This window comes from Pseudoalteromonas fenneropenaei, assembly GCF_042643375.1.
GTDB lineage: Bacteria > Pseudomonadota > Gammaproteobacteria > Enterobacterales > Alteromonadaceae > Pseudoalteromonas > Pseudoalteromonas fenneropenaei.
Map to the genome: position 1 here is coordinate 40,416 of NZ_JBHRSD010000047.1, position 14,594 is coordinate 55,009.

10 protein-coding genes are annotated in these 14,594 nt (G+C 45.9%); 6 read left to right on the forward strand and 4 right to left on the reverse strand.

Annotation, left to right across the window (positions count from 1 at the left end; all coding sequences use genetic code 11):
- Positions 1–259 precede the first annotated feature (259 nt).
- From ACFOEE_RS19600 to ACFOEE_RS19615, 4 genes are all read left to right on the forward strand, one after another.
- A complete protein-coding gene (locus tag ACFOEE_RS19600; RefSeq protein WP_377128532.1) occupies positions 260–496 on the forward strand; it encodes a FeoA family protein in 237 nt (78 codons plus the stop codon).
- Complete coding sequence (gene feoB, locus ACFOEE_RS19605; RefSeq protein ID WP_377128535.1) at positions 493–2,589, forward strand: ferrous iron transport protein B; 2,097 nt, start codon at positions 493–495, stop codon at positions 2,587–2,589. Before ACFOEE_RS19600 ends, feoB begins: the two co-directional genes overlap by 4 nt.
- Before the next feature lie 127 nt (positions 2,590–2,716).
- Positions 2,717–3,097, forward strand: a complete 381-nt coding sequence (locus ACFOEE_RS19610) for a diacylglycerol kinase (protein ID WP_377128538.1) — start codon at positions 2,717–2,719, stop codon at positions 3,095–3,097.
- A 9-nt stretch (positions 3,098–3,106) separates the two neighbouring features.
- Positions 3,107–5,044: an LTA synthase family protein gene (locus tag ACFOEE_RS19615; protein ID WP_377128541.1), complete on the forward strand. Its 1,938-nt coding sequence runs from the start codon at positions 3,107–3,109 to the stop codon at positions 5,042–5,044.
- A 15-nt stretch (positions 5,045–5,059) separates the two neighbouring features.
- Here the strand turns inward: ACFOEE_RS19615 and ACFOEE_RS19620 are convergent, their stop codons facing one another.
- Entirely contained in the window at positions 5,060–6,715 is a 1,656-nt protein-coding gene (locus ACFOEE_RS19620; RefSeq protein ID WP_377128544.1) for a hypothetical protein, read from the reverse strand.
- A complete protein-coding gene (locus tag ACFOEE_RS19625; RefSeq protein ID WP_377128547.1) occupies positions 6,702–8,339 on the reverse strand; it encodes a phosphoethanolamine transferase in 1,638 nt (545 codons plus the stop codon). The genes ACFOEE_RS19620 and ACFOEE_RS19625 overlap by 14 nt, the downstream gene beginning before the upstream one ends.
- Before the next feature lie 168 nt (positions 8,340–8,507).
- Here ACFOEE_RS19625 and ACFOEE_RS19630 point away from each other — a divergent pair, with 168 nt between their 5' ends.
- Positions 8,508–8,987 (forward strand): methyltransferase family protein, encoded by a 480-nt coding sequence (locus ACFOEE_RS19630; RefSeq protein WP_377128550.1) that lies wholly within the window; start codon positions 8,508–8,510, stop codon positions 8,985–8,987.
- 43 nt (positions 8,988–9,030) lie between these two features.
- Here the strand turns inward: ACFOEE_RS19630 and ACFOEE_RS19635 are convergent, their stop codons facing one another.
- Both ACFOEE_RS19635 and ACFOEE_RS19640 read right to left on the reverse strand, forming a co-directional pair.
- Positions 9,031–10,257, reverse strand: a complete 1,227-nt coding sequence (locus ACFOEE_RS19635; protein WP_377128553.1) for a threonine/serine exporter family protein — start codon at positions 10,255–10,257, stop codon at positions 9,031–9,033.
- A gap of 255 nt (positions 10,258–10,512) precedes the next feature.
- Complete coding sequence (locus ACFOEE_RS19640; RefSeq protein WP_377128556.1) at positions 10,513–11,541, reverse strand: LacI family DNA-binding transcriptional regulator; 1,029 nt, start codon at positions 11,539–11,541, stop codon at positions 10,513–10,515.
- Between the two features lie 250 nt (positions 11,542–11,791).
- Between ACFOEE_RS19640 and ACFOEE_RS19645 the strand changes: the two genes are divergently transcribed.
- The gene (locus ACFOEE_RS19645) at positions 11,792–14,263 is read left to right on the forward strand and encodes an alpha/beta hydrolase family protein (protein WP_377128559.1); all 2,472 of its coding nucleotides are present in this window, start codon (positions 11,792–11,794) and stop codon (positions 14,261–14,263) included.
- Positions 14,264–14,594 lie beyond the last annotated feature (331 nt).

Sequence of the window (14,594 nt, forward strand, 5' to 3'; positions counted from 1 at the left end):
TAAGTGTCACTATGATGTGATTTGTGCTGACGATAACGGATGGAATTAACTAGGTATGGACACGGCAAAAAACGGGGTTGAAAGCTAGGTCTTAATCGGAAACAGGGTACTATGCGCAACTAAGAGTGACCTCACTGCAACGCTCTAGCATACACATATTAAATTATTTTTACGCTGCCATAGCCCTAGTGCTTAGATTACGATAACATGCGTATCTATTAATTGGTAATAAGAACCATCATCAATTGCAGTAACAATTATGACACTCAGTGAACTGAAACCGAATCAAGCCGCCATTATTTCCGCTATTACTCATCCCGACGCTGCGTTGGTGAGTCGCATTCTCGCGCTTGGTATTGTCCCAGGTGAGGTGTTGAAAGTCCTCAATATCGCGCCGATGGGTTGTCCGATGCAAGTATTGGTAGGCGATACTTTTGTCAGCATTCGTCGTGCCGATGCGGCACATATTGAGCTTCAGGGTAAGGAAAAGGCGTGAAAATAGCATTAGTTGGTAACCCGAACTGCGGCAAAACCACCATATTTAACCGTTTAACTGGGGCGCGCCAAAAAGTAGGTAATTGGCCAGGCGTGACTGTTGAGCGTAAAACCGGTGAACTTGTGCTTGCCGATAGCACAGTTGAGCTGATTGATTTACCGGGCTTGTATAGTGTTGAACAAATTGAGCCGGGGCAAGATGAGCAAATCGCGATTGATTTCCTAAAGCATCATGAAGCGGACCTTATTATCAACGTGGTTGACGCTGCTAACCTTGAACGTAACTTGGTGTTAACTACGCAATTGCAAGAGTTGGGATTACCGGTTGTAGTGGTTGCCAATATGCTCGATGTGGCAAAGCAACGCGGCAAGAATATTGATTTGGATACTTTGGCAACGCGCTTAAACTTGCCAATCATCGCTGTAGTTGGCTCTAAAGGCAGTGGTATTGATGCCTTAAAAACGCAGCTGAATCAAAGCTTAGCTGGGTTAGTCAAAACGAGCAAAACTGATATCAAGGAGGCCTTTGCTGCTGAAAAAGGTGGTTCAACCGAACAAGTGGTGCGCCGTTATCAGACTATTAAACAGCTCACCAACGGCGTGAACATGGTCTCTGAAGCACGTTCAGATTTGACCACCCGCATTGATAAAGTGGTGTTGAACCGCTTTTTAGGTGTACCGATTTTCCTCTTTATGATGTATCTGATGTTTACTATCGCCGTCAACTTCGGTGCCGTATTTATCGATTTCTTTGATGTGTTGGTGGGTGCGTTGTTAATTGACGGCGTGAAACTACTACTTGCTGATGTTGGCGCACCTGAGTGGCTTGGTGTTATCTTAGGCGATGGGGTCGGGGCCGGTATTCAATTAGTTGCGACCTTTATTCCGGTAATTGCGGTACTGTATTTTTGCTTATCTATTTTGGAAGATAGTGGTTATTTATCGCGCGCTGCGTTTGTTATAGATAGGCTAATGTCGTCGATTGGCTTACCGGGTAATGCGTTTGTGCCGCTTATCGTCGGTTTTGGTTGTAATGTGCCGGCGGTAATGAGTGCGCGTACCATGAATCGTGAGTCAGACAGATTACTTACTATTATTATGGCGCCATTTATGTCTTGTGGTGCACGTTTGACTGTTTATGCGTTGTTTGCCGCGGCATTTTTCCCAATCAATGGAGCAAATATTGTGTTTGCTCTGTACTTGTTTGGGATTTTGGTTGCGATTGCCTCGGGTTTTGTATTTCGTAAGTTAGTCTTTAATGCCGCTAAAACACCGAGTTTTACCGAAATGCCAGCTTACCATCTACCAGTATGGCGCAATCTGTTTTTAACTACTTGGTATCGTTTAAAAGGCTTTATTGTTCGCGCAGGCAAAACCATCGTATTTGTCGTGACCTTGCTGAGTGTGCTTAATTCGGTGGGTACGGATGGCAGTTTTGGGCATGAAAACAGCGATGCATCATTATTGGCAAGAACAGCACAAGTGGTCACCCCAGTACTTGCGCCATTGGGTATTGAAGACAACAACTGGCCGGCAACGGTAGGCGTAGTGACTGGTCTTTTTGCCAAAGAAGCGATTGTTGGCACACTTGATGCGCTCTATGTCGGTCAACCAACCGATGAGGGCGAATGGTCGTTGACTGATAAATTCACCGAGGCTGCCGGTACGCTGGTGACCAATGCGCAGGATCTAGTATCCAAATTTGCCGATCCGTTAGGGTTAACTGCGGCCAATGAAGAAGGTGCGGCCAATAGTGATTTATTAACTGCGATGGCAAGTCAATTCAACGGTCAGTTGGGCGCGTTTAGCTACCTAGTACTGATTTTATTATACACGCCATGTGTGGCAGTGCTCGGCGCAATCAAGCGTGAGTCCGGTGGAAAATGGATGTGGTTAGTTGTGGCTTGGACGACCTCGATTGCCTATATTCTTGCCACTTCGGTGTATCAAATTGGCATGCTGAGCACAACACCTACATTTTCGAGCTTATGGCTATTGGCTATGGCAGGTTTGCTGGTTGCTTGGTGGTGGGTGCTCCGCCATATTGGCAAACGGGTTTCAGCCGTCCCCACTTACCCAATTACACTTTCTTAATAAAACGGCGCACTGCGCCGTTTTGCTTTTCTAATTATCCGAAAAATAAATTCACCTTTCTTAAGACTTTCTTAAGTTTGCACCGCTAGCGTTATGGTTTGAATACAATCTTTTAGGTTAGGTTGCGATGAAACCAGGTCACAGTGGAATATTACGCATAGTTAAAGCGACAGGCTATTCAGTACAGGGGTTTGCGGCTGCATGGCGTTTTGAAGCGGCGTTTCGCCAAGAAGTCTTGTTGTTTGCGGTGTTGACCGCTTTAGCCTGTTGGTTGCCTGTAACACTGCTTGAGCGCATCGTGCTCGTTTCATGTTTGTTTGTCGTACTAATTACCGAGCTACTTAATTCAGCCATTGAGGTGGTAGTTGACCGTATTGGTTGCGAACATCATGAACTGTCAGGCCGTGCAAAAGATATTGGCTCAGCCGCAGTTTTCGTCAGTTTAGCGCTGACGGTCACTGTTTGGAGCATGGTGGTTGTTAATCTCGTACTGACCCGATTCCAGTAATTTGCAGCAATGAAATATCAAGTTATACGGTTGTTGCGTCCGTTTTTGGCAACAATGCTAGCCGCTTTGGTTGGTCTTTCGTGCATGCGTATTGCATTGTTGGTATGGCAAAGTGAGCGGGTCAATTCGCTGCAAACTGGCTTTGGCATTCTCGCCCAAGGCTTACGAGTAGACATTGCGACCTTGAGCTATTTGTTGCTGCTACCTGTGCTTATTCATCTGTTACTCCCCAATCAAAAACGAGTGCGCGCAATATGGCAAAAGCTGCTGTGTGTTTACTTATCTGTAATACTGGTGCTGCTTGCCTGTATGGAGCTGGTCACACCAACCTTTATTGCTGAATATGATTTGCGGCCTAATCGTCTGTTTGTTGAATATTTATTGTATCCAAAAGAAGTGTTCGGCATGCTTTGGACGGGCTATAAAGCCAGTATTTTTGTAGTTGTAATTGGTACGATTGGAACCGCTTGGCTTGCGTTTCGTCTTGTTGGGCAACAGGTTAGCGCAGCGAGCGAAATGGGCTACTTACCAAGAATGGTGACTTTACTCGTGGTCGTGCTTGCGCTTTTTATAGGCGCGCGTTCGACGTTTGGTCATCGCCCACTTAACCCCGCGATGGTGGCGTTTTCCGACGATATTTTGCTCAATGAACTGGCTCTAAACTCAAGCTTTTCACTGGCTTTTGCGATGAAAAGTATTGGTGCAGAAAAAAGTGCAGCCAAGTTTTACGGTGATATGCCAGTGGCTGAAATGCTGGCGGTGGTGAAAGCGCAAACGGGTCGTGAGCAGAGTTTTATTGCCGGAGCCATTCCAACGATGAATCGGCAATTACCGAGTTACCAAGGAAAACCGCGCAATTTAGTGATCCTATTGCAAGAGAGTTTAGGCGCAAGGTTTGTTGGCGGTTTAGGAGGGTTGCCGCTCACGCCCAATCTGGACAAGTTAATGCAACAAGGCTGGGCATTTGAGCAATTATTTGCCACAGGTACGCGTTCAGTACGCGGGATTGAGGCTGTAACGACCGGGTTTTTACCCACCCCGTCACGCGCTGTGGTAAAACTAAGCAAAGCGCAGCATGGCTTTTTTACGATTGCGGAGTTACTTCAACAAGCAGGCTACCATACGCAGTTTGTTTACGGTGGTGAAAGTCACTTTGATAATATGAAATCGTTCTTTTTGGGCAATGGCTTTAGCGACATCGTTGATTTACCTAAGTTTGCCAAGACCAGTTTTGTTGGTTCTTGGGGGGCGAGCGACCAAGATTTATACGCTGAAGCGCATCGCCAGTTTGAGCAACTCAATAAACAAGATAAGCCTTTTTTTAGTCTCGTTTTTACTTCCTCAAATCATACGCCTTATGAGTTCCCTGCTGGGGAAATTGAACCCTATGAGCAACCACTTGCCACACGTAACAATGCGATTAAGTACAGTGACAAAGCCTTAGGTGAGTTTTTTGCCAAAGCGCAAGCCAGTGATTATTGGCACAATACTGTGTTTTTGGTGATTGCCGATCACGATGCGAGGGTTGATTCAACTACGCCAGTACCGGTAAAAAACTTCCATATTCCGGGGTTAATTTTGGGCGAGGGCATTACACCTCAAAAAGACCAACGCATTGCCAGCAATTTGGATATGCCGGCGACTATGCTGTCTTTGATTGGGGTGGAGAACGTATCGCCAATGTTAGGCTTTGACTTAACCAAACCACACACAGCAGCGCCACGGGCGATGATGCAGTTTAGCAATAACTTTGGCTATTTGACCGCAGCAGGACTTACCGTGTTACAGCCAGACAAAGCACCATCAGCGTATATTTATCGTGGTGTAAATGCGCCATTGGAAGCGACAAATGCCACGCCTTTACAAGTTCAAATTGCCAAAGCGCATGCACTACTTGGCAATTATCTCTATAGTCAGGGCTTATATAAATTGCCGGAACGGCCATAAAAAGTAGAGACGCGTTTAAAAGCGCGTCTCTACCGACAGGCCAATTTCCCAGCTATCAACTTCAGGAAAAGTGCTAATGGGGCGAGTTAAGTCGATATGGATGACGTTTTCGTTACTCGAGCGCGAAGAATACAAACGCGCGCCTAGGCCAACACTGCCAAGCATTTTGTCAGTAATGTTTTGATAGAAAACATCGCCACTGGCTTTACCTACGTCGACAAACGCAACGAAACCTAAATCAACAATTTGGTAGAGATTAATATTGGGATACATGCGCAACTCAGCACTGGCTCGTGTGACTTGCGTGCCATGTTGGTAGCTTTGTGGAAAGCCGCGAATACCTTCTTCACCACCAACTGCCAGCGGTCTATCGGAAAACTCGCGATTCTGCCAAGTGCCAGAGACTTCCCCATATAAAGCAAATAAGTCATTGATCCGATAATTGATTTTACCACTAGCGGAAACACTCACACGGTCTTCCAATTCAGTGCCAAGTGTGGCGCTAAGTTGGCTGTGAAAGCGATACAGCATCGCAGGGCTGGGTAGCCAAGCTTTATCTGCGGTGAGTTCAACCGTAAAACCTTGGCCCGCATTGACGGTATCGAAGCCGACTTTGCTATATAAATCCCAGCCGAGATTAATATCTTCGTTGTGATTGATAAGGTCGATATCGTGTAACACAGTATATTTGTCTTCAAGCCATTGCACACCAAACCAAGGCGCGGTGATTTGGTAGTTTTGCAAATTCGCCCGAGCTAGCAGCGCATTATCACCGTACTGAATGTCTTGATGGTCAACACCGGCGAGCCAACGTATGGTTTTGTCGTTGTCTTGTTGCCACAATTGACCATAAGCCAGTTGTGCTATGGTGCCATCATATTGATACTGACTTTCGGTGCCGCCGTTGTGGTAAATGGAAGTAAGTTGTTGCTGAATCTGGAAAAAGTAGCGTTGTAAAGAACTGCTTGAGCGCTGATAAAATGGTTGGTAGTAATCTAGCATCATCACTTTGCCATCGTCATAGTCATCCGCTTGCGCCGTTAGCATGGCATGTGGCTGCCAAGGGGCGGGCATTTGTACCACAGTATGATAGCCTGTACGCTCATGATCCGATTTATACTTAAGTGATGCGCGTATACCATATCCCAGTAGGTTTTCCTCTTTGAAGCCAAAACTGCTGTTATTGTTACCACTACTGCGACCAATATTAATACTGGGCAATAAACTCCAAGTATCATAGGTTTGGATTGCAATGCGTTGGGGTTGATCAGGTTCGCAATCTGCATCTAACGTTACGCTCGCGTCACGAATATACTTTTTACTTCTTAGAATACGCTCGGCTTCTTGTAAATCCGCTTCACTGATAAGGTCGCCACGTTTAAATGGGAGCTGCTCTACAATCACCTTGGTTCGAGTGTCTATGTGCAACCAGTTGACGAGCTTATGAAACGCCGTCGTATCAGGGCTATCCGGTGGAAATATTGGATTATTTGTTACCGCCAGCTCGCCGACCACAATGGTTTTCTGCTGATTTGCTTGTGATGCGGTTTGGGATGTATCGCGTGGTGCCTTTTTCGCAGCACACAATTCATCTAATCCTAACAGTTCATTGGCCATACCCAATGACCAAGGCCCTAATGCCAGTAATACTGCTACGCTAATTTTGTGCATAAGTGCTCCTACACGGAGTGATGAGATCGGTCAAATCTTTATTAGTGGTGACTTGAATAGACAATAACCCTAAAACTGAGCCGAATAAGGCATCGTGGCTGGTCGCTTGTGCGGCGGTTTTATGTAAGCAATCAAGGTTCAATTGGGCATCGTGAAGGTAATTGTTAGACAGCCAAAACAGCATAGGTACGTGGGTTTGGGCGTCAGGTGCAAGCGAGTAGGGTAAGCCATGTAAGTAAACCCCATTTTCACCTAACGACTCGCCGTGGTCGGAAACATACCACAAGCCAGTGTTCACATTGGGCATAGCGGCGAGTGTAGTCACTAATTTTCCTAACAGATCATCGGTGGCAACTAAGCTATTGTCGTACGCATTGATGATTTCTTGCTGGTTGCACGTAGCAAATGTTTCATCTTGGCAAGCGGGTGCAAATACCACTTGTTGGCCATGGCTGCGGCGATAGTACGCAGGGCCATGGCTACCTTGTTGGTGTAGCACAATAAAGAGGTTTTTCTGGCGTTGAAGTAGGTTTGGTAAATGCTCCAGCAAGACTTCATCTGGGCAGCCATCTTCACAATGAATATTCGCGGATTGGTATAAATTTTCGGTAGTAACGCGGTTACATACGTCTTTACAGCCATTATCGTTATCTCGCCATAGCACGTCGAAACCTGCTCTTTTGACTATATCGACCAGGTTCTCTGAGTTTTTCGCGATGTTTTCGTCATAATCGGCCTTGTTCATCCACGAGAACATACAAGGTACTGAATGGGCGGTGGCGGTGCCGCATGAGCTGACTTGGGCAAAGTTTACAATTGGTAGTTTGCTGAGATTAGGCGTGGTATCGCGTTGGTATCCATTGATAGTGAAGTGATCAGCTCGTGCTGTTTCACCAAGAACAAGTATAAACACAGTCGGTTTGGCAGAAAATGGCACAAAAGTCACATTGCTGGCAATGCGGGTAAATTCTTTGACTGGTGTTGCAAGGTGTTTTTTCAACTGACTGTTTACTGCTGCAACGATATTAAGCGGAGTGGCGTAATAACGTTGCTCTTTGTTCACTCGAAAATAACCCGACAGCGACTGATAGGAGGTCAAAGCGAGACTGCCAATCAGTGCGATATTAACCAATATAATCAGCAAGTAACGCTGCACCCTTAAGCAGCGGTTTAACTTTAAGTTGGGCATTTGCCACACAACTAGCGTTGGCAGCAGTGCAAAAACGGCAAAATAGCTGGCGAATTTGAAACTGAGCAGATCTTTAACTTCGTGAATGTCGGTTTCTAACACATTTTGCAACATGCCGGCATCAAACATCACCCCAAAGTTGCTGCTGTAATACTGTACGACGGCTGAGCTGAAAATCAGCACTATTAACATAGGTTTGAACAACCTACCGGGTGTCAACAAGGTGATAATCAGCCAGGTAAGTAAGAGCAATAGTAATATCGCGCTGACATTGACCGCAGTGGTGAGTTTGCTGATAAAAACACTGTTGTAAGCCGCGGTAAACCACATTGCACTGATAAAGCGTAAAATATGGCGATGACTTAATAAGCTCAATAGTCGCGTTTTGATTAGCGGCGTGTCAGAGGGTAAAGCCAGCGTGTTGAGTTTTTGCAAAATAGTAAGCCTAGTAACTTAAATCCTATTCTGACTGTATGTAGGCTAACTTAAGAAAAACTTAAGCTGCGCACAAAATTTAGGTTTATTCATTACTGTGTTTTTTTCATTATCAAGAGTAAGCTTGCTCATGACTAAACGTGGTAAATTTACGAGTAAGGACAGCACATGAACCAGCAGTTAGGCGCAGCGCATTGGTTAGAGACACGCATCCCGCCACTTTTATTAACAGCCTTATTTGGCCTATTGTTTTGGCTGGTGGCTTGTTATAGCTGGCGGTTGAGCCCACCGTTGTGGCTGACAGTATGTGCGCTGGCGTTATGGTGTGTGGGGTTGGCAATTATGCTCAATGCGTTTTTAACCTTTCGGTTACGACACACTACGGTTGACCCAAGAACTCCAACGGCAACCGCCTCACTTGTAACAAACGGCATTTTTGCTTATTCACGAAACCCCATGTATTTAGGCATGGCGCTCATCTTGCTTGGACTGTTCCTTATCCTCGCAGCACCGTTGAATTTACTGCTATGGGCAAGCTTTATAGCCTATTTACAACGATTTCAAATCGCGCCTGAAGAGCGGGCAATGGTTGCATTATTTGGCTCGGAATATTTGCATTATTGTCAGCAGGTAAGGCGCTGGATTTAGGCGCAGTACGGATGTAAAGCGAACGGGGATTTCCCCCGTTAACCTATAAGCTCTTTTTCGGTGGTAATGCTACGTTAGCGAAGATAAGACCCGCGATAAGCGACATAAAGATTAAAAAGGTTTGCTGGCCGATATGGTCAGCGACCACAAAGCTTTGCCCTTCAATTAGGGAATTTAAGCCGATATAGGTTTTTGAACCCGGCACCAGCACGATTAAACCTTGCATTGCAACAATCGATGCTGGGGCGTTGACCATACGGTTAAAGAAGTTACTAAATACCCCTACCGCAAACGCACCGATAAAAGTGCCCATGGCATAGTCAAAATACGCGGCAGCACTCATGCTGGCAGCAAACGCGATAAAGCCAGAGGCAATTGACCAACTGGCATGGCGCATTTTGGTGCGAAAGATGATAAGTAGGCTAGAACATAGCGCAAATACCGCAAGCCAAGCTGACCATTTTGGTAAAGGCTCAGGTTGGATAAAGTCGGTTTGGCCAAATAGCGCAAAACCGAGTGCAATACCAATAAAGGCGCCAAAATAGAGTTTAAATAGTAGCATTAGGGCATCCATTACCCTTGCGGTGCCGGATACTAAATGGCGTGCAGATAATTCGGCAAAGCCAAGCGCCAGAGCAAGACCCGGAATAAACACAATAATTGACGAAAGCACCACCAAACGTATGTTTATTTGTGCATCCAGATGCACGCTAATGCCACAGGCTAAAAGTGCCGATACAATCGCAACTAATGGTTCTAACATGTGACTGACGCGGCGTGAGCGTGTAGACCACAGCACAAATAAATACACCACGCTGGATAAAATCGCTGACCACAGCACGTCATTCCAGCTAGTGCCCATCAGCATGGCAAATGCGCCACCCGACATGGCAAAGGCAATGCCGGTCAAAAAGCGGTTGTAAGGCGGTTTTTGCGTGGCGATTGCTTCAAGGCAGCGCTCAGCTTCGCTAATATCTAACTCGCCAGCCAACATACGGTTCACTACATCATCGGTATCGGCTAATGAGCCGAGATCATGGTCGCCCGGATCAACACGCGCCACATGGGTGTATTCCTCTTCGTGGCCTTCTGTCCAAATAACAAAAGTCACTGAGGTAGGCGACATAACAAAAGACGACTTAAGCCCTAAATGGGTTGCGACTTCCATTAAATGTGCTTCAAGACGGTAAGCTGGTGTGCCATATTTGTGCAGCATTTTACCGAGACGAACGATAAACTTGCGCTTTTGCGTGAAGGTTGCTGAATTCAAATTAAAAATGCCTTAAAGGAGCTGGTTAAATTTTAGCAAAGCATTGAAAAACGTTGCGCATTCTAGCGGCATTTACCGCAAAGTCTAGTGCTTTTAACGCGTTTTGGCGGCTTTTTCTCAGGCCCACTTGGAGGCCTCCCAATACGCTGTTTTTAGTTAAGATTAGTTTATAAAAAATAGCAACTTATCGGTAGGAGCAGGCCGCAGAGAGAACAACTCATGCGGCAACCTTGGCTTTAGCACCTAATCGTGTATCTAACGGACGTTGTTAGCTCTTGATGAGTCACGCACAATTAGCTTTACATCGACTAAAGTGCGTACTGCAGGTGCAGAGCCATTTAAAAGTTCAGCGAGCGCAAGGCAAGTACGCTTACCTATGTCATCGGCCTCAATATGCACCGAGCTGAGAGAAGGGTCCATTAGCCTTGAGTCTTCGAGGTCATCAAACCCTACCACTTTGATGTCCTTACCCGGCTCAAGCTGGCGCTGGCGCATTGCTTCAATAACACCATAGGCAATAACATCACTAAAGCACACAATGGCTTCAGTATCTGGATGGGTTTGCATCAAAGTGTTAAAGGCTTCTCGACCACCTTGGCGGTTGGTAGAGGCGGGCACGATGGCATTATTACTTGCAACTTGGTGCAGACGCAGTGCAGTTTGATAACCGGCGAGTCGTTCATGGTAGTCAGAGATATCTTCCGTTCCGCCAACAAAAGCGATTTTTTCAATGCCTTGCGAGAGCAAATGCTCTGTGGCAAGCAAAGTGCCTTTTTGGTTGTCCGGCAAAATGGTCGGGGCATCACTAAATGGTACCTCCCGCATAATATTGATCACCGGAAAACCACTTTCTATCAAGCGATTGACCCATTGTTTGTCAGTACCAGGCGCCGGACAAATGACAAACGCGGCAACATTGTACTCTTTTAAAGTGTTAACTACTTGCTGCTGGCGAGTCAGGCATTCGCCAGTATTAACCAACATAGGTAGCATACCTAAAGCGCCAATGTGCTTTTCAAGACCGACAGCAAGCTGGGCGGAATAAGGGTTAGTGAGGTCGTTAATGACGAGCGCCACTAAATTAGAACGCTTACTGCGTAGCGCGGCGGCGTCGCGATTGTAGACATAGCCTAGTTTATCAATAGCTTTGAGGACTTTTTCGCGGCTACGGTCGCTGACTTTATCGCTTTGGGTTAGCACCAAAGAAACGGTTGATTTTGAGACTTGCGCTTCTTTGGCAACGTCAAAAATGGTGATTTTTTCAGATTTATTATTTTTATTCATTATGTCATGCAACGGACAAAGTTATCAAACGGCCCTAACCTTAGCAAACAGGCTAAGCGTAAAAGGATAGTATACGCACTCGCTTCGCCGTAAGGATGAAATACAACGGCGATTTTTGGCGTTTCGTCGCAGTTTACCCCATTCTTGGGTGGAGCAAAAGCCTAGCCCCTTGGCAGAGCGCAAATACTCGCATTTTACGCTGATTTTAGTATTATCAATTTGAACTTGTTTAGGATAACAGAGAGTTAATATGACGGCGTTTCGAACTGGGTGGCGAATTTTCGCGGCCCTCAGTGTTTTAGTACTAGGTACGGTTAATGCCAGTGAGCAAGCCAATGCAGGGTATCAAACCCCATCTTCTGCCATTGCCGCTTTAGTGGACGTAAAGTATCTCCCCACCACTTTATTGTCCAATGATAAAGACTGGTTGGCGATGCTGGAACGCAGCAATGTGGTGACGCTGAGCGAGCTGTCGCAGCCAGAGCTGGCTTTGGCTGGGATTAAGTTTAATCCGCATACACTGATGCGTAACACCACGCGGTTTTATACCAAGCTAGAATTCAAACACGTACAAACTGGCTCTGTAGTCACAATTGGTGATTTACCAGAAGGTAAGATTTCATCCCCAGCTTGGTCTAGTAACAGCCGTTATTTTAGTTTTGTGCTTTCTAACAAAACTACCAGCACCTTATGGATGTATGATATTCGTGGCCGCAAACTGAGCCAATTTAGCCCATTACCACTCAATGGTGTGCTTGCTGCACCATACCAATGGTTGCCAGATAGCAGCAGCGTTATCCTGAATATCGCAGTTAATAAAGACAAGCTACCACCGAGCCAAGCAAGCGCTGAGCTAAAACCTATCGTACAAGTGACCACAGGTGAAAAAGCACCAGCGCGAACCTACCAAAACTTACTCAGCTCCCCCTTTGATGAGCAGCTGTTTACATTTTATAGCCAAAGCCGCCTTGAGAAAGTGCATTTAGATGGCACAACGCAAGCAATTGGCCCGGAGCTGATGATTAAAGACTACCAAGTGTCGCCGGATGCCACAAACTTGCTGATTGGGATGTTAGAAGCGCCATTCTCTTACCAAGTACCGTATCCACGCTTCCCGACTGTGTGGCAAATTTGGGGCATGCGTGGTCATCCGCTGTATGAATTAGCCCGCCAACCTTTGGCTGAAAATATACCTCAAGGTTTTGATAGCGTAATTAGCGGCCCACGCGACTTTCAATGGCGTAGCGATAAAGGAGCCACTGTGCTGTGGGCTGAAGCCCAAGATGGTGGCGATATGAAGGCTGAAGTTGAACACCATGATTATTTATATACCATTAGTGCACCGTTTCGCCGCGGTTCAGAGCTATTTGCTAAGCTAGAGAGACGTTTTAGCGGCATTGAATGGGCAGACGATAACGTGGCTGTTTTGAGCGAATGGCGTTTTAAAGACCGCAGCGTGCGCAGCTTTGTGGTATCGCCACGTAACGCCGATGAAAATCGCGTGCTATTCTCTGAGCGCAGCTATAACGATGCTTATCAAGATCCGGGCAATTTTGTTTATGCGCATAATGATTTAGGTGTGAAGTCAGTCAAAATTGTGGGTGGCCGCTATCTGTATTTAACGGGTGTGGGTGCTTCGCCACAAGGCAACATTCCTTTCCTCGCCCGTTATGATGCAAAAACCAACAGCAGCACTAAACTTTGGCAGTCTGAAGCGCCTTATTATGAGCGCGTGACAGATATGTTAGATGATGATGGCACTCAATTTATTACCGTGCGTGAGTCGCAACTAGAGCAACCCAACTTATTTATTCGCAATATGGCGGACAGCTCATTGACGCAACTTACTCGTTACGAGCATCCATATCCTGAATTTAAAGGCATTAGCAAAGAAGTCATCAAGTACCAACGTAAAGACGGCGTTGAGCTGACAGGCACTTTGTACTTGCCAGCGGGTTACAAGCCTGAGCAAGGCCCTTTGCCTGTGTTGATGTGGGCTTATCCATTAGAGTTTAAAGATAAAGCGGTTGCCTCGCAGGTGCGAGAGTCGCCTTATAAATTTAGTTATATCGGTTATTGGGGGCCAATGCCTTATCTTGCCAAAGGCATTGCAGTATTTGACGACCCGAAAATGCCAATAGTGGGCGAAGGGGATAAAGAACCGAATGACACCTTCCGCAGTCAATTGGTCGCAAGCGCTGAGGCTGCGGTCAATGCTTTGGTTGAAAGAGGCGTGGCCGATAAAGCCCATATTGCCATTGCAGGCCACTCTTATGGCGCCTTTATGGTGGCGAATTTACTCGCCCACAGCGATTTATTTAAAACCGGCATAGCACGCAGCGGCGCTTATAACCGCACTTTAACGCCGTTTGGTTTCCAAGGTGAAGAGCGTGATTTTTGGCAAGCGCAAGATGTTTACGGCACTATGTCGCCGTTTTTCCATGCCGAGAAAATCAACGAACCTATGTTAATGATCCACGGTAAAGAAGACCCCAATTCTGGCACTTTCCCGATGCAATCGGAGCGCATGTTTGCGGCATTAAAAGGGCTAGGTAAAGAAGCCCGATTAGTTATGCTACCTGAAGAAGGGCACGGTTATAAAGCCCGCGAAAGCATCCTGCATGTGCTGTGGGAGCAAGAACAATGGCTTGAAAAATACTTATTACCTGTGAAAGTAGAAGAAGTGCCGACTAATGCTGTGATGGAATTTACGGGTAACTGATCTTGCATTGATAATTAACCCTCAAAACTATCAAGGTTTAAGTAATAAGGCGTGGCAGTGACCACGCCTTATTTTTGCATCTACCAACCTATAAGCAAGCTACTCAATAAACCTGATCATGAGTTGTGATTCTTTCGTGCTTGCAATGTTCATACAATCAGCTGTGTTACTACAACTTAATCGGTCTTAGTGATGTTGTTTTGTTTTTGGCAAGCATTAGCTGAAATGTTTGTCTTTATTTGTTTTTTTATGCATTTTTATCTATTTATTGGGTACATTGGTATAAAAATGAAAATAAAATGTTGATCGAATGGTTTGGCTATGTAATAAA